We start from the raw sequence: 15,446 nt of genomic DNA, 5'->3' as shown, positions 1-15,446 counted from the left end.
AGCAGCCACTGCGCGTACAGCGCCACGCCGGTCGACACGTTGGTCATCGGGCGGGTGTAGCCGGCCTGGCGCAGCGCGCGCAGATCGGCTTGGGTGTGGCACTGGTAGTGGCCATGCAGGGCTTCGGGGAACGGCGTGTAGCGCAGTTGGCCGGCGTCGACCAGTGTGGACAAGGCCAGCGGCTCGTCGCCCCGCGCGACGCGGCAGCTGTTGAGCATCGCCGCCGCCACCGCGTTGAAGGGTTCTGCCCGGCCCGAGCCGACGTTGAACACGCCGCTCGCGCCGCCGTTTTCGAGCAGCCACAAATTCACGTCGACCACATCGCCGACCCAGACGAAATCGCGCTCGTGCGCGCCGGGGCCGTAGCCGTTGTAGTCGCCGAACAAGGCCACGTGGCCCTGGCTCTGGAACTGGCCGAAGTGGTGGAACGCGACCGAGGCCATGCGGCCCTTGTGCTGTTCACGCGGGCCGTAGACGTTGAAGTAGCGCAGGCCGGCGATCTGGCTGCCGGCACCGGCGGCCATGGCGCGCCGCACCGTCTGGTCGAACATCAGCTTGGACCAGCCGTAGACGTTGAGCGGCCGCTCGTGGTCGGGCTTTTCGGCGAACACCGTCGAGCCGCCATAGACCGCCGCCGACGAAGCGTAGATCAAGCGCGTGCCCTGCGCCAGGCAGGCTTCGAGCAGTCGGCGCGAGCACTCGTAGTTGCGCGCCATCATCAGCTTGCCGTCGTGCACCATCGTGTCCGAGCAGGCGCCCTGGTGCAGCACCGCGTCGACGCGGCCGAACTCGCCGCGCTCGAAGCGGGCGTAGAACTCGTCCATGTCGACATAACTCGACAACTGCGTGCCCACCAGGTTGCGAAACTGCTGGCCGTTGGTCAGGTCGTCGACCGCAATCACGTCGTCGATGCCGCGCGCGTTCAGCGCGTGCACCAGGTTGCTGCCGATGAAGCCGGCGGCGCCGGTGACTACGACACGCATGATTCGTTGCTGCGCTCACGCGCCGAGGTGGCGCGCTTCGGAATCGGCGTGGGCGCGGGCGCCGGGCCGGCTTCGTGCATCGCGGCCAGCAGCTCGTCGCGATCGACCGTGGACGTGCCGAACTTGCCGACCACGATGCCGGCGGCGCGGTTGGCCCAGCGCATCGCCTCGAACGCGTCGTCGCCCTGCGCCATGCGCCAGGCCAGCGTGGCCAGCACCGTGTCACCGGCGCCGCTGACGTCGAACACCTCGCGCACCCGGGCTGGCTCGTGCACCATGCCGCGGCCGTTGAACATCGTCATGCCCGCTTCGCCTTGCGTGACCAGCAGGTAGGTCCAGCCCAGGCGTTTGCGCAAGGCCACCGCTTGGCGCTGGAAGGCCGCGTCATCGGCCCACGGGCCGGCCACCGCCTTGAATTCACCGAGGTTGGGCTTGACCAGCGTCGCGCCGGCGTAGCGCGCCCAGTCCAGGCCCTTGGGGTCGACCAGCACCGGCTTGGCGTCCCTGCGCGCGGCGTCAATCAGGTACTCGCAGCGCGACAGGGCGCCTTTCGCATAGTCCGACAGCACCACCAGGTCGTGCTGGTTCAGCAGCGCCACGTAGCGCTTGGCCAATGCTTCCAGCATGCCGGGCAGCGGCTCGCTCTCGAAGTCGGCCCGCAGCATCTGGTGCTGGCGCGCCACGCAGCGGATCTTCTGGATCGTCGGGTAAGCCGGGTCGGCCACGCGCTCCAGGCGCACGCCGGCCTCGGCCAGGATTCTTTCGAGCGCGTCACCGGCTTCGTCGCGGCCCGCTAGCGTCAGCAAGGTGACCTGTGCACCCAGCGCGGCCAGGTTCAGCGCCACGTTGGCGGCGCCGCCGGCACGGTCGTAGCGGCGCGTGACGCGCAGCACCGGCACCGGGGCTTCGGGTGAGATGCGGTCGACGCTGCCGTCCCAGTAGCGGTCCAGCATGGCGTCGCCGACCACCAGGATGGGTTGGCTTTTTTCCACGGGAGCCATGTTCCCACCCACCCCGGAGGGCCAAGCCGTTGAAAAGACGGCCACGCACCGCCCAGTTTCGGCCGATGCGCCCGGCCAGGCTGGGGCTTCGAAGAAGGCGGAACAGCTCTGCTAGAATCCCGGTTTTCGCCGGTGTAGCTCAGTTGGTAGAGCAGCGCATTCGTAATGCGAAGGTCGGGAGTTCGACTCTCTTCACCGGCACCATCTTCAGTAGTGGCGCGGATTTCCGGCCCGTCAGGTCAGCAGCGGAATGCGATGGTCGCAGGACGCTGGTTACAACCCGACGAGGCCAGAGATGTTCAAGTCTTCAAACGCCCGGGATGCGACGATCGCGCCCCGGGAGGCGTCTTCCCAAACGCCTGACTCGATCGAAGGGCCCAGCAGCACGCTGGGCCCTTCCGCTGTCTATGCCCCGCGCCTGAACGCCCACGCCCTGGCACAGCGCATGGCCGCCAAGGCCACGCGCCTGCAGCGCCGGCACCAGCTTTCCGAAGTCATCCGCCAGTACATCGCCGACAACGGCGGGCTGCTCGAACGCGACCCCGGTCGACTGTCGACGCTGCGCATGTGGGATTCGGTGTTGGGTCAGCACATGCTCGACGAGATCAGCTCCGACGAAGTGGCCGAAGCTCTGGCCATGTACGCCGAGACGCCGGTGCAGCGCTATGTCGGCATCGACCGCGCAACCGGTCAGAGGCGCTACGTCGAATGCGGCCAGCGCTCGCCGGCCACGGTCACTCGTGCGAAGGTCGTGCTGTCGGCGGTCTATGCCTTCGCCAAGGACAAGGGTCTGTTGTCGCGTGGCTTCGCGCCACCGACGCGCGAGATCCGAGGCCGGGGCTTCAAGGCCGCCGAGCTGCCCGACCGCGCCCTGAGCTTAGCCGAAGTCGAGAACCTGCTGGCGCACGCCCGCACCGCACCGTGGGAAAGGTTCTACCTGTTCGTGCTAATGGCCTTGACCACTGGCGCCCGTCGCGGCGAGCTGAGCAAGATCCGGGGCCGTGACCTGAACCTGAATGGCGATGAGCCGCATGCGGTTGGTCAGGCGCTGCGGCGATCTATCAAATAAGCGCTTCCACCATCTGCGCCACACGGCAGGCACCAGCTTCGCCAACGACGGCAGAAGCGAGTCGGAAATCGCCGCGCTGTTGGGCCACAAGACATTGGCCATGGTGTCCCGCTACACCCAGGTTCAGCCGCACGCCAAGGCGCGCACCTTTCGCGAATCCTCGCTGGCCAAGCGGAAATGAACGATAGCCCCGTCGGGGCCGTCGTTCACGCGAACCCGGTTGACATTGGACGGCTGGCAATTCGCACTATCGCGGCACCAGGCCTGGCGAGCGCGTGAAAAGCGAGTGGGCACTGACGGCCTTTTGGTTCTGTCCGCAACTGATCCCCGTCGGCCTACCGGCTACCAGTGAACCCTAACGTCTTCGAACTCCTGGCTTTCTGAGAAAGCGGCAGGTAGTGGCGCGAAGTTCATGCGTCCATCAACCACCGACACCGCGGTAATTTGTCTGTAGACCAAGTCGACATACTCTCCGCAGTACAAGGCTTGATCGGGGCTAGGTGCCGTCGGGGGCTTTGCGCCCACAGGGAAAAGCTTCCTGAACACGCAACGCCAGCTAGTTGAAATCTGTCCAGCAAAACTGGCACGCACACCGGCCATGATGGCGCCACCTAATCCGTATGGGCCGCAAAGCTGATCAGCATAGTCGCACAGGTCGAACTGCTCTAGTGCGGTAAGACCGACCAGTCGCCTAACTCGAATAAATGACGCACCGCTCGCACTTGTGAAAAGGCGGTGGCTAACCCCCGGCTTCAATGCAGCGTCAAAGACATGATCTTTGCCAGCATACATCGCCACATGTGTGAACGCAGAGTGGCAAAAAGGGTAGACGAGCCGCTGAGCGCCGATGATGGTGTGCTGCACCAGGTCCGGAACCTGGGGTGCGAATAGCACTATGTCGCCAGGCAACACCCCATGCGGAACGCCGGGATGTCCCGCCGGGGCAGGTGGCAAGATGCCCCAAGCGGCATTCCACAGAGGAGGCCAAGCCATAGGCTTGGCCGTCTTAGCTCGAAGTGAGCTGAACTACCGCCCGCTTGCTGTTGACGAAGAACTTGACCGCTTGGCCTTCATGCAGCACCTCGAAATCTCTCGGGGTGAGCAACCGCTTCGTGAGCGTGAACAGGAAGCCTGTCGCCCCCTCTCTCAGGTACCCGGACTTGAGTTGAGGGTCAAAGGCGACGACGACACCCTCCTTCTGATCTCCCACGGGACTGCGAAGCGCGAGGTCCTTCTCGGCATCCGCTGCCGAAGGCGCGGGGCGCTTCGCTGGAAGCTCGCTAAACAGGGCGGTTGACATGTCGTTCTCCGTTTAAAGCCATTGAACTCGTCATTTGGCGAGCCGGATACCCTGCGTCTTTGGGATGCCGGGGTATCGGTCGCGTAGGCGCTCTTGTTGAGTGGCGATACGACGTCGAAGGACCAAAGGATGCATCTCTGTGAGACTCTTGGCATAGACAACCCGTACGAGCGAATCGCGATTCGTCCCCGTCAAGGTTGGCGCACTATCTTGCGCACGTGTAGTGGATAACGCTTGAAGCGTCTTCAAAGGCCGGATAAACCCTAAAAAACCAGGGTCTTTTGCAAACAGCACCACGGTACACATGCCTCGGTAGCGACTCTGCGCGGTTCCCATAGAGTGGGCAACTGTCGATCCCGCATGCGGCACTATGTGATCAGTGCAAATTTGCAAGTTCAGCAATCGTCATGCCCGGCAACTGCATCGCAATTGTGCTGTCGCGGGCCACTGCAGCGGTTGATCGACGTCAACGCCCCTAGCCCCAAAAGCCTCAAGTCACCGGCACCAATCTCGACGAGGGCCTGCAGGCCCTTGTTTCGTCTGGGGGCCTTGTCACCGCGTTGCCAGCGGCGCGGCGCCTCGGTCAGGCGCGGCGCCCGCTCGTCGCGCGACGGCCGCTCAGGCCACCGCCACGGTCGCCTGGCTGAATTCGTCGAACGCGGCCAGCGCGTTGGCGCTGTACATCAGTGACGGCCCGCCGCCCATGTAGACGGCCACGCCGAGCGCTTCCTCGACCTCGCCTCTGGTCGCCCCCAAGCGCACGAGCGCCTTGGTGTGGAAGCCGAGGCAGGCGTCGCAGTGCGCCGCCACGCCGAGCGCCAGCGCAATCAGCTCTTTGGTCTTGGGCGACAGTTCGCCACTGGCCAAGCTGGCCTTGGCCAGCTCGCTGAAACCCTTCATCGTTTCTGGTTGGCCGCTGCGCAGCGTCGCGAGATGCGCCGAAACCCCGCTCGTCAGCGTCTGGTAGGAGGTGCTTGATGTCATCTTTTCAGCATGCCCCGGCGCCGCCCGCCAGGTGTTGACCCCTATCAACCCCATCTCCGCCAGGGCAGGCCCGCCCGGATTGCCCGTCATCATGACGCCTGCAGCAGCCGCCTCATCCAGTCGAGCAGCACGGTCGGCAGCAGTTCGGGCCGGGGCAGCAGCGCGTACTGGTGGGCACCGAAGATGCCGGGCATGTAGGCCGCCGCCTGACGGTCGACGGTGAGACAGAACGGCTGGATGCCCTGCAGCCGGGCCTCGGTCACGGCCTGGCGCATGTCCTCGGCGCCGTAGCGGCCCTCGTAGTCGTCGATGTCGTTCGGCTTGCCGTCCGACAGCATCAGCAGCAGCCGGTGGCGGGCCGGCTGCTGCATCAGCACCGCGGTGGCATGGCGGATCGCCGCGCCGGCCCGGGTGTAGTGCTCGGGCTCCAGGCTCGCGATCCGCCGCGCCACGGCGGCGCCGAAAGGCTCGTCGAACGGTTTGACGACCCGGATGACCACACCATGCGGCCCCTCGCCCGAGAACGCCAGGATGGCATTCGGCTCGGCCATCCCCTGCAAGGCGATCGAGACCAGCAACAGCGCCTCGCGCTCGACGTCGATCACGCGCTTGTTGGCGCCAACCCAGCCGTCGGTCGAGCCGCTGATGTCGGCCAGCAGCACGATGGCCATGTCGCGCCGGGCCTGGCGGCAGCTCTGGTAGAGCCCTGGCAGCATCGGGTGGCCTGCCCGAAAGTCGGCATAGGCGGCGATGTAGGCATCCAGGTCAATCTCGTCGCCTTCGAGCTGCTTGTGCACCCGCACCCGCCGGGCCTTGAGCATCTCGAAGCGCCGCTTCACCAGGTTGATCGTCGACCGATGCTGGTCGAGCGTCGCGTCGACCCAGGCCTGCGGGCCCTCGGGCGCGGTGCCCACGTGCACGGTCACGCCGCGTTCGCGGTAGGCCTGCACGGCGCAGTCCCATTCGGGGTAGTGCAAGGCATGGCCCTGCCCGGCCGCGGTGGCGGCGCCGCGCCCCGCGCGCGCTTCGGGCGGCTCGTCCGACAGCAACACCTCCTTGGGCCGACCGGGTGAGCTGACCAGGCGGGCCTCGGGCAGCTCCGACAGCGAATCGGCAAGCTCTTGCGCGGCGGTCGCCTCGTCCCGGTCCGTCGGGCGTTGCAGGCCGATGGGGTCTTCGGCTTGCTCGTGCGGCGCCGCGGTCTGCACCATGAATGCGCCTTGCTTCTCGTCGTCTTCGTCTTCGGGCGCTTCGCGCACCTCGGGCCGGCGGCTCATGCGCGCGCTGCGAGGCGGCCCGCGCTCATCGTCATCCGCCAGTGGCTCGGCAGCTTGCGCAGCAACAGACGTTGTCAGCGGTGCACGCAGTTCGCCGGTCCAAAGATCGCGGTAGAGCAGCCGCCCTTTCACCGGGCGCATGCCCTGGCCACGCAACTCATTCGCCACCTCGCGAGCACGCGCCACGCAGTCAGGCAGCGGGTGGACCGGCGATGCGGCGATGTCGGCCGCCAACGCGCTGCGCACCAGCGCCTCCAGCGGTGCCCGGTGCGCGGGGAACAGCGCCAGCGCCGGCCGCTGCGCCAGCGCCATGCGCCGCAGTGCGTGCAACGCCGTGGCGGTGCCGGGCAGTTGGCGCACCAGTTCGGCATCGGCGGCCTGGGCTTCGAGCAGCAAAAAGACCGCCTGCTCCAGCCGGTCCTGCAACGATGGCCACACCGCGGCGCCACCCCGGCTGGCCCGCTGCGCCTGTTGCAGCGCGAGCACGCGAAACTGCTCGAGCCCGCTGAAGCCGGGTTGGTCGGGCAGCAGCGCCGGCAGCCAGATGCTGTGGCCATCGGTGGCCGGCAGCGCCGCGGTGACCCTCGGGCCCTCGGCTTGGCGGAACACCTTCGTCAGAAACGTGGCCGGGGCCGGTGGCTCGGCGATGCGCAACAAGAACGATCTGCCGAAGACCGCCGACAGCAGCAGATCCAGGCGCGGCGCCACGTCGCGCAGGCCCGTGACCTTCGGGCCGGGCAGGCCGCGGCGATGGCGGCGCCACAGGTCGCGTGCAAAGACGGTGGCGTGCCGCGCCACATCGGTGATGACCTCTTCGGCCTCGGCCATAACCTCTCAGACAAAAGTGGCGTCGACGAGGTCGCGCATCGCGCCGACCAGCGCGTCGTCGTCGGAGAGCGGCGCGACGATGGCCACGTAGCACGCCTGCCGGACCTCGATGCCGCTGGCCACCAGCCGGGCCGCGGCGATCAGCAGCCGCGTGCTCGGCACCTCGGCCAGCCCCCGGTCCTGCAAGGCCCGCAGGCGCTGTGCGAGCGACACCAGCGCGGTCGCGGTGGCGTGGTCCGACACGCCCTCGCGCTGCACGATGGCCGCCTCGCGCGGCGCCGGCGGAAAGCCGAAATCGAGCGCGACGAAACGTTGGCGCGTGCTCGGCTTCAGGTCTTTCAGCAGCCGCTGATAGCCCGGGTTGTAAGACACCACGAGCTGGAAACCGGCCGCCGCCTCGACCAGCTCGCCGGTCTTGTCGATCGGCAGCAGGCGGCGGTGGTCGGTCAGCGGGTGCAGCACCACCACCGTGTCCTGCCGGGCCTCGACCACCTCGTCCAGGTAGCAGATGGCGCCTTCGCGCACCGCGCGGGTCAGCGGCCCGTCCTGCCATTGCGTGCCGTCGTGGCGGATCAGGAAGCGGCCGATGAGGTCGCTCGCGGTGAGGTCGTCGTGGCACGACACGGTGACCAGCGGCCGCTTCAACCGCCAGGCCATATGCTCGACGAACCGCGTCTTGCCGCAGCCGGTGGGGCCCTTGAGCATCACTGCCAGGTGGCGAGCGTGGCACTGCTCGAAGATCTCGACCTCGCGGCCCGATGGCAGGTAGTACGGCTCCTCGGCCTGGCGCGTCAAGTCATCGACCACTCACTCAAGCCCTCGCGGGACTGGCCACGCGCCCCGGCGGCGCGTCACGCTCTGCGTCTGCCGTGATCTCGAACCGCGGCGCATGGCGGAAGAAGTCGATGATGAACAGCGCCACCCCCAGCGCGAACAGCGAGGCGGTCGCGATCAGCATCAGGAAGTGCACCTGGATCTTCAGCTGCGCGTCGAGGTAGCCCAGCCCCAGGATGCGCTCGAGGTACACCTGCCCGATGCCGGCCGTGGCGAACGACAAGGTCATGCCGAACATGCCGGCCACCTGCAGCCAGAAGGCCCAGTAGCCCATCGGTGAGCCCTCTTCGCGCCGGCTCGGCGCCATGGCCGGCAGCGCATAGGTGATCATCGCCAGCACGATCATCGCGTAGGCGCCGTAGAAGGCAGCATGGCCGTGCATCGCGGTGATGAGGGTGCCGTGCGTCCACTTGTTGACCTGCGGCCAGGTGTGCGCCAGGCCCAGCACGCCGGCGCCGAAGAGCGTGAAGACGGCGCTGCCCACCGTCCAGTGCAGGGCCAGCGTGTTCGGGTGGGCCAGCCCCGAGCGCCGCATCGCCGAGTAGGCGTAGACCGCCATGCCAATCAGGGCCACCGGTTCGAGCGCGCTGAACAGGCCACCGATCGGCAACCAGTAGCTGGGCACGCCGACCCAGTAGTAGTGGTGCGCGGTGCCGAGGATGCCGGCGATGAACACCAGCCCGACGATGACGTAGAGCCATTTCTCCATCACCTCGCGGTCGGCGCCCGACAGGCGGATCAGCAGGTAGGCCAGGAAGCCGCCCTGGATCATCTCCCACACGCCCTCGACCCACAGGTGGATCGTCCACCACCGGTAGAAGATCGAGACCACGTAGTTCTTGTATTCGAACAGCGCCGGCAAGAACAGCACCGCCGCACCCGCCACACCCAGCAACAGCACGCCCTCGGTCGTCGTGAAGCGGCCCGACTTGCGGATCGTCATCGCCACGTTGTAGAGGAACATCAGCATCACGACGACGATGATCAGCTTGTGCGGCAGCGGCTGCTCGAGCAGCTTGTTGCCGGTGCCGTAGCGGAACAGGTAGCCCACCACCGCGGTCACGCCCATCAGCACCCACAGCGCCAGTTGCACATAGGCCAGCTTGACGCTGTGCAGCTCGGTGCGCGACTCGTCCGGCACCATCCAGTAGGTGGCGCCCATGAAGCCGGTCAGCACCCACACGATCAGCAGGTTGGTGTGGATGACCTTGGTGACATCGAAGGGCAGGATGTTGATCAGCGGGTCGGGCCCGAGGTACTTGGCCGCCGACAGCAGGCCGAACACGATCTGCAGGCCGAACAGCACCATGGCCACCGCGAAGTACCAGTACGCCACCGATTGGGACTTGTATCGCATCGCCGCTCCCCTGTTATTTGAGGCTCAACAGATAGGCCGCGAGTTGGTCGACCTGTTCGGGCTTCAACGATTGCCCATAGGTGTTCGGCATGAACGACACGCCGTCGGCCGAGTACATGGCGCCCGGCACGACATGCGCGCTGGGCTCGAGGATGGACTCGTGGACATAACCTTGCGCGTCCTTGGCCTTGCCCTTGTAGCCAGGCGACGAAACGGTCTTGAGCGCCCGCTCGCCCACGCCCGCGAGCGAGGGCCCTGCCATGTTGACCCCCGGCGCCACCGAGTGGCAGGCGTTGCAGGCCGGCGTGACCGAGCGGAACAATCGCTCGCCCAGCGCCATCGGGTTTTCGCTGCCGCTGACCGGCCGCGCGGCCGGTGGCGCGCCGGCGGACTCGGTCGTGTCGGTGCCGGGGATGGTGGCCCCGGTCACGAGGATCGGCCGCGGTGGCCAGCCCTGGTTGTCGACCTTGCTGACCCAGTCGAGAAACGCGATCAGGTGCTTGATCTCGTCGTCGCTCAGGTTCTGCTTGGGCATCAGGCGCCGGTGCCGCTGCTCGTCGTAGAACTGCGACGGGTTCTTCATGTAGGCGGTCAGGTACTGCTCGCCGCGCAGCTTGGCGATCTTGGTCAGGTCGGGCGCGTAGTAAGCGCCTTCGCCGAACAGCGTGTGGCAGTTGACGCAGTTGTTCTTGTGCCAGACGTCCTTGCCGGCCACGACCTCGTCGGTCAGCTGATCGGCGTTGGTGAGCTTCGGAAACTGCCGGTGGCTGTCGACCGTCAGCGCAAGAAACGCGAGGGCCGCGATCGCCGTCGAACCGATGGCGAAGAGCCGTGTTTGCCGCTTGTTCATCGTGGCGCCTCCACAGTGCGCGTCAGACGCCGATACCGGTCCAGTAGGTGACCGAGATGTACGCGGCATACAGCACCGCCAAGGCCATCAACAGCACGATGGCATAGCTCACCAGCTTGAGGGGTCCGTGCACGCGGCACCTCCGTCCTTGGTCGTTCTTGTGTGGCGTGACCGTAGCATGCATCGGGCGCACTGGAAAGCGCTTGGCCCGCGCCCGGCCAGGTCTTTGGCCATGTCGCAACGCCGTGCCCGGCGCCATGCCTACCGCGTCATCCACCGCCGCCAGACATGGCTGGCCAGATCGACGCCCCCCACCAGCAGCAGCATCGCGATCAGGATCGTCGCCGTCTTGCCCATGTGGAACAGGCCCATGTGGAACACCAGCAACTGGCCCAGCCCGCCCGCGCCGACCACCCCCAGCACGGCCGCCGCGCGGATGTTGTTCTCCCAACGATACAAGGCATAACTCATCAGTTGCGGCAACACCTGCGGCAGCGTGGCATACCAGAAGACCGGGCCGGCGCGCACGCCCTGCGTTCGCAACGCGGCGGCCGGGCCCGGCGGGGCGTTCTCGATCGCCTCGGCGAACAGCCGCCCGAGCACGCCGGTGGTGTGCACCGCCAGCGCCAGCGTGCCTGCAAAAGGCCCGAGGCCGGCGGCGATCAGCAGCAGCGTGGCCCACACCAGCTCGGGCACCGAGCGCAGTGCGTTCAGCAGCAGCCGCGTCGGGGTGCGGGTGTGCGCCGCATCTTGTGCGTGCAGGCGGCTGGCGGGCAGCGCAAGCAGCAGGCCGCCCACGGCCGCCAGCGCCGTGCCCAGAGCCGACATGGCCAGCGTCTCCCAGGTGGCACCCAGCACCTGCCGCAAGAACGGTGCGCTCACATCGGGCGGAAAGAACTCGCCGCCGAAACGCGCCATGCTGCGCGCCGCGTCGGGCGAGAAGAACTGTGCCCACTGCAGATCGAGCGACCAGAAGCTGGCGACCACCAGCACCAGCAGGCCGGCGCAGAACCAGCGGGCCTTGTTGCGCGCGTCGAAGATCTGCGGCGGCAGCTTGTAGGGCGGGTTGGCGGCGCGGCGCTGCGTCATGCCAGCACCTTTCGCAGCCAGGCGCTGGTGCGGTCGGCCAGCGCCACCAGGCCAAAGAACACCAGCAGCATCGTGCAGACCTCGCCACCGGCGAACATCTTCATCGCGCCATCGAGCTGCTGGCCCAGGCCGCCCGCGCCGACGAACCCGAGCACCACGGTCGAGCGGATCGCGCATTCCCAGCGGTAGACGGTGTACGAGACCAGCTCGCCGGCGTTCTGCGGCAACAGGCCGAAGCAAAACGCCTGCAGCCGGCCACAGCCGTTGCGCAGCAGCGTTTCGGTCGCATGCAGCTCGCCGCTCTCGAGGATCTCGCCGTAGACCTTGCCCAGCATGCCGCCGTAGGTCAGCGCAATCGCCAGCACACCGGCGGTCGGCCCCAGGCCCACGACCCGCACGAAGACCAGCGCCCACACCAGCTCGGGCACGCTGCGCAGCGCGATCAGCAGCCACCGCACCGACTGCCGCACCACAAAAGGCACGCCGGCCATGCGCCCCCGCAGCGCCGACACCGACAGCACGCGCGTCGACACCAGCGTGAGCGGCAGCGCGATGAGCAGGGCCAGCGTCATGCCGGCGGTCGCGATGGACACGGTGCGCCAGGTTTCTCGCGCCACCATCGACAGGAAGTCGGGCGACAGCGCCGGCGGCAGAAAGCTGCGCAGGAACTTGCCGGTCACCTGCAGGCTGCGGGCGTCGAACGCCTGCCAGGGCTTGAACTCGGTGGCCACCAGCAGCGGCCACAGCAGCACCAGCGCTGCGCCGGCCCAGAACAGCCGGCCCCGCCACGCGGGGTCACGCGTGGGCGGGCCGAGCGCCGCGCGCAGCGGGGCAGCGCCGTTCATCGGCAGTGCATCACCACGGGTGCCGGCACCGGCTCGCCCGGCATGGCCGGCGCGGCAGCGCCGTGCAGCTCGTCTTCGTGCTGCGCGTAGAGCTGCTGCAGGCGCTCTGGCGTCACCTCGGCGGCCGGCAGGTCGAAGGCGATCCGGCCATCGCGCAGGCCGACGATGCGCGGGAAGTGGGCGAGCGCGGCGTCGACCTGGTGCAGGCTGGTGACCAGCGTGACCTGGCGCTCGCGCGCCGAGTCGACCAGCGTGGTCAGGGCCTGGCGGGCGCGGGTCGGGTCGAGCGACGACAGCGGCTCGTCGACCAGCCACAGCCGGGCCGGCGACAGCAGCGCACGCGCCAGGCCCACGCGCTGGCGCTCGCCGCCGGACAAGCGATCGACCCGCTCGAACAACTTGTCATCGAGATCGAACCGCGCCAGCGCTTCATACGCCGCGGGGATGTCGGCCGGGTAGAACAGCGAGCGCAGGCTGGCCAGCAGGCCCATCGCCGGCAGGCGGCCGGCCAGCACCGCGGTCACCACCCGTTGACGCGGGGGCAGCGGGGGCACCTGCGGCGCGAGAAAGAGCTGGCCACGCAGCCGGTGCAGCTCACGCGTGGGCAGGCGCCACGGCGCTTGCCCGTCCCACCGGTAGTCGCCCGCAGCAGGCGGCAGCGCGCAGGCCAGCAGCTGCAGCAGCGTGGTCTTGCCCGCGCCCGAGGGGCCGATCACCGCCAGTTGCTCGCCACCCGCCACCTGCAGGTCGATGGCCCGCAAGGCCGGCGCGGCCGCGGCGCGCGCAGCGGGGTGGCGCGCGTCCACCTGCGCGAGTTGCAGCTTCATCCGCGCCCCTTCGCCGGCGAGCGGATGTTTGATTCAGCGGCCGCCGAGGCGGCAGCGGGTTGCGGGTGGGCCATGCCCGGGCACTCTATCCGCAAGAGGGCCGTTCAGGCGCCGGCGAGCGCACCGGCACAGCGGTGCCGGTGCCCCCTGCCGGCGTGCGTGCGCCGCGCGCCCGCTATGCTTGCCCGCACGCACCCGCCATGCGCGGCGCGCCGGTCTGCCCGGGCGCGCTGCGCCGGCCCTCTCCCCCTTCGAGCCTTGCCATGAATTCACCTGCCTCGCCCACCACCGACCTGCCGGCCGTGACCGAGCCGCGCCTGACCTCGCTGTCGCACGGCGGCGGCTGCGGCTGCAAGATCGCGCCCGGGGTGTTGTCCGAGATCCTCAAGGGCACCGCGGCGATGCCGGTGCCCAAGGCGTTGCTGGTGGGCATCGAGACGTCCGACGACGCGGCGGTCTACCAGCTCAACGACGAGCAGGCGCTGATCGCGACGACCGACTTCTTCATGCCGATCGTCGACGACCCGCACGACTTCGGCCGCATCGCCGCCACCAACGCCATCAGCGATGTCTACGCGATGGGGGGCCGCCCGATCCTCGCGCTGGCGCTGGTGGGCATGCCGATCAATGTGCTGTCGACACAGACCATCGGCCGCATCCTCGAAGGCGGCGCGTCGGTCTGCCGCGCGGCCGGCATCCCGATCGCCGGCGGCCACACGATCGACTCGGTCGAGGCGATCTACGGCCTGGTCGCCCTGGGGCTGGTGCACCCGAAGCACGTCAAGCGCAACGCCGATGCGCAGCCGGGCGACCTGCTGGTGCTGGGCAAGCCGCTGGGTGTGGGCGTGCTGTCGGCGGCGTTGAAGAAAGGCGAGCTGGGTGACGCCGGCTACGCGCAGATGATCGCCTGCACGACCCAGCTCAACACGCCGGGGCCCGACCTGGCCGCGCTGCCGGGCGTGCACGCCTTGACCGACGTGACCGGCTTCGGCCTGGCCGGGCACACGCTGGAGATGGCGCGCGGCGCGCGCTGCGACGCCCAGCTCGACTGGTCGGCCGTGCCCTTGCTGGCCGGCGCCAAGGCGCTGGCCGCGCGCGGCTTCGTCACCGGCGCGTCGGGGCGCAACTGGGCCGGCTACGGTGCCGACGTGCGCCTGCCCGCCGGCTTCGCGGCCGAAGACCAGGCCTTGCTGAGCGACCCGCAGACCAGCGGTGGCCTGCTCGTGGCCTGCGCGCCGCAGGCGCTGGACGCTGTGCTCGCGGTCTTTGCCCGCCACGGCTTCGCCCAGGCCGCGGTGGTGGGGCAAATGGCGCCGGCCAGCGGCGCCCCGCGGCTCGTCGTCGGCTGAGGGCGCCGGTTACACCGGGCGCGATCCGGCGTGTAACCGCCCCCGATCCTGCGCAGCAGCGCACGGCCACCTTGTAAACACCCGCCTTTTCCGGCTCAACGCGCCGCCCGGCATGACGAAGACGCCTTCAACAGGAGTCTTCTCGTGCGCAAATACCTGCTGGCCTGCTTCACGGTGTTCACGTCGCTGGCGGCCACGGCCGCCGACCTCACCGACACCGAGATGCGCTGGCTCAAGGGCGCGTGGCCGGTCATCACTTATGCCGAGCAGGCCAAGCTGCCGCTGGACATCGTGGTGCAGCCGCAGCCCACGCCCGGGCAAGCGCCGCTGGCGCTGGGGTTCGTCGACGGCCGCTGCAAGCTGGTGCTGTCGATGCGCGGCAACCCCGAGGCCGAGGCCACGCTGCAGCGCATTGCGCCGGATCTGCTGAACACCACGCTGGAGCTGATGGCCGCGCATGAGCTGGGCCATTGCCGCCGCTACCTCGACGGCGCGTGGATGGGCCTGCCGGCCGGCTTCACCGCGGTCGAGCCCGAGGGCCTGAAGCCCGAGTTGCGCAGCGCCTGGCAAAGCATGAAGGCCACGCGCCGCGAAGAAGGTTATGGCGACCTGGTCGGCCTGGCCTGGACACAGCAGCACCACCCCGAGGCCTATGCGCGCCTGCACGCCTGGCTGCTGAGCGAACGCGCGATCGACCTGATCCCCGGCAGCCACCACGACACGCTGGCCTGGGTGCGCCTGGCCACCGATGGCCGGGTGCTGGCCGGCGCCACGCCGTTTGCCGGCGCCAGCGAGCTGTGGAAAGCTGGGCTGGCCTCGCAGGAGTGAGCGGCCCGGTCTGACGGCCCCCGGG

General features: G+C 68.5%; 15 protein-coding genes, 1 tRNA gene and 1 pseudogene. 5 read left to right on the top strand and 12 right to left on the bottom strand.

The window, feature by feature from the left end:
• Positions 1-2: 2 nt before the first annotated feature.
• Positions 3-983: pseudogene (gene rfaD, locus ACE3SG_RS02265) on the bottom strand (ADP-glyceromanno-heptose 6-epimerase); the annotation flags it as partial.
• Entirely contained in the window at positions 971-1,984 is a 1,014-nt protein-coding gene (rfaE1, locus tag ACE3SG_RS02260; protein ID WP_374562315.1) for a D-glycero-beta-D-manno-heptose-7-phosphate kinase, read from the bottom strand. The pseudogene rfaD and the gene rfaE1, both read right to left, overlap by 13 nt.
• Before the next feature lie 128 nt (positions 1,985-2,112).
• On the opposite strand from rfaE1, the gene ACE3SG_RS02255 reads away from it, so the two are divergent.
• From ACE3SG_RS02255 to ACE3SG_RS02245, 3 genes are all read left to right on the top strand, one after another.
• A tRNA-Thr gene (locus ACE3SG_RS02255) sits at positions 2,113-2,188 on the top strand.
• A gap of 241 nt (positions 2,189-2,429) precedes the next feature.
• Positions 2,430-3,053, top strand: coding sequence for a hypothetical protein (locus ACE3SG_RS02250; RefSeq protein ID WP_374562314.1), 624 nt, complete (start codon positions 2,430-2,432; stop codon positions 3,051-3,053).
• A complete protein-coding gene (locus ACE3SG_RS02245) occupies positions 3,007-3,234 on the top strand; it encodes a tyrosine-type recombinase/integrase (RefSeq protein ID WP_374562313.1) in 228 nt (75 codons plus the stop codon). Before ACE3SG_RS02250 ends, ACE3SG_RS02245 begins: the two co-directional genes overlap by 47 nt.
• A gap of 161 nt (positions 3,235-3,395) precedes the next feature.
• Here ACE3SG_RS02245 and ACE3SG_RS02240 read toward each other — a convergent pair whose 3' ends face one another.
• The 10 genes from ACE3SG_RS02240 to ACE3SG_RS02195 all read right to left on the bottom strand — a co-directional run bounded on the left by ACE3SG_RS02240 (position 3,396) and on the right by ACE3SG_RS02195 (position 13,244).
• A complete protein-coding gene (locus ACE3SG_RS02240; protein WP_374562312.1) occupies positions 3,396-3,917 on the bottom strand; it encodes a hypothetical protein in 522 nt (173 codons plus the stop codon).
• Between the two features lie 142 nt (positions 3,918-4,059).
• Positions 4,060-4,353, bottom strand: a complete 294-nt coding sequence (locus ACE3SG_RS02235) for a hypothetical protein (RefSeq protein WP_374562311.1) — start codon at positions 4,351-4,353, stop codon at positions 4,060-4,062.
• 618 nt (positions 4,354-4,971) lie between these two features.
• Positions 4,972-5,337: a carboxymuconolactone decarboxylase family protein gene (locus tag ACE3SG_RS02230; protein ID WP_374562446.1), complete on the bottom strand. Its 366-nt coding sequence runs from the start codon at positions 5,335-5,337 to the stop codon at positions 4,972-4,974.
• Between the two features lie 89 nt (positions 5,338-5,426).
• On the bottom strand, positions 5,427-7,442 hold the full coding sequence (locus tag ACE3SG_RS02225) for a nitric oxide reductase activation protein NorD (RefSeq protein ID WP_374562310.1): 2,016 nt from the start codon (positions 7,440-7,442) through the stop codon (positions 5,427-5,429).
• Positions 7,443-7,448: 6 nt separating this feature from the next.
• Positions 7,449-8,249, bottom strand: coding sequence for a CbbQ/NirQ/NorQ/GpvN family protein (locus tag ACE3SG_RS02220; RefSeq protein WP_374562309.1), 801 nt, complete (start codon positions 8,247-8,249; stop codon positions 7,449-7,451).
• 4 nt (positions 8,250-8,253) lie between these two features.
• Positions 8,254-9,633 (bottom strand): cbb3-type cytochrome c oxidase subunit I, encoded by a 1,380-nt coding sequence (locus ACE3SG_RS02215; RefSeq protein WP_374562308.1) that lies wholly within the window; start codon positions 9,631-9,633, stop codon positions 8,254-8,256.
• A gap of 13 nt (positions 9,634-9,646) precedes the next feature.
• Entirely contained in the window at positions 9,647-10,483 is an 837-nt protein-coding gene (locus tag ACE3SG_RS02210) for a c-type cytochrome (RefSeq protein WP_374562307.1), read from the bottom strand.
• 261 nt (positions 10,484-10,744) lie between these two features.
• Positions 10,745-11,572, bottom strand: a complete 828-nt coding sequence (gene phnE, locus ACE3SG_RS02205; RefSeq protein ID WP_374562306.1) for a phosphonate ABC transporter, permease protein PhnE — start codon at positions 11,570-11,572, stop codon at positions 10,745-10,747.
• Positions 11,569-12,417 (bottom strand): PhnE/PtxC family ABC transporter permease, encoded by an 849-nt coding sequence (locus ACE3SG_RS02200; protein ID WP_374562305.1) that lies wholly within the window; start codon positions 12,415-12,417, stop codon positions 11,569-11,571. The genes phnE and ACE3SG_RS02200 overlap by 4 nt, the downstream gene beginning before the upstream one ends.
• Positions 12,414-13,244 carry a phosphonate ABC transporter ATP-binding protein gene (locus ACE3SG_RS02195; RefSeq protein ID WP_374562304.1) on the bottom strand — a complete coding sequence of 277 codons (831 nt, stop codon included), beginning with the start codon at positions 13,242-13,244 and terminating at the stop codon, positions 12,414-12,416. The genes ACE3SG_RS02200 and ACE3SG_RS02195 overlap by 4 nt, the downstream gene beginning before the upstream one ends.
• Before the next feature lie 263 nt (positions 13,245-13,507).
• Between ACE3SG_RS02195 and selD the strand changes: the two genes are divergently transcribed.
• Together selD and ACE3SG_RS02185 are read left to right on the top strand one after the other, a co-directional pair.
• Positions 13,508-14,593, top strand: a complete 1,086-nt coding sequence (gene selD / locus ACE3SG_RS02190) for a selenide, water dikinase SelD (RefSeq protein WP_374562303.1) — start codon at positions 13,508-13,510, stop codon at positions 14,591-14,593.
• Between the two features lie 144 nt (positions 14,594-14,737).
• Positions 14,738-15,421 carry a hypothetical protein gene (locus ACE3SG_RS02185; RefSeq protein ID WP_374562302.1) on the top strand — a complete coding sequence of 228 codons (684 nt, stop codon included), beginning with the start codon at positions 14,738-14,740 and terminating at the stop codon, positions 15,419-15,421.
• The last annotated feature ends 25 nt before the right edge of the window (positions 15,422-15,446 follow it).

This window comes from Ideonella sp. (assembly GCF_041914305.1).
GTDB lineage: Bacteria > Pseudomonadota > Gammaproteobacteria > Burkholderiales > Burkholderiaceae_C > Ideonella.
Note: the sequence above shows the minus strand (reverse complement) of the source record. Positions and strands in the feature narration are given on the sequence as shown.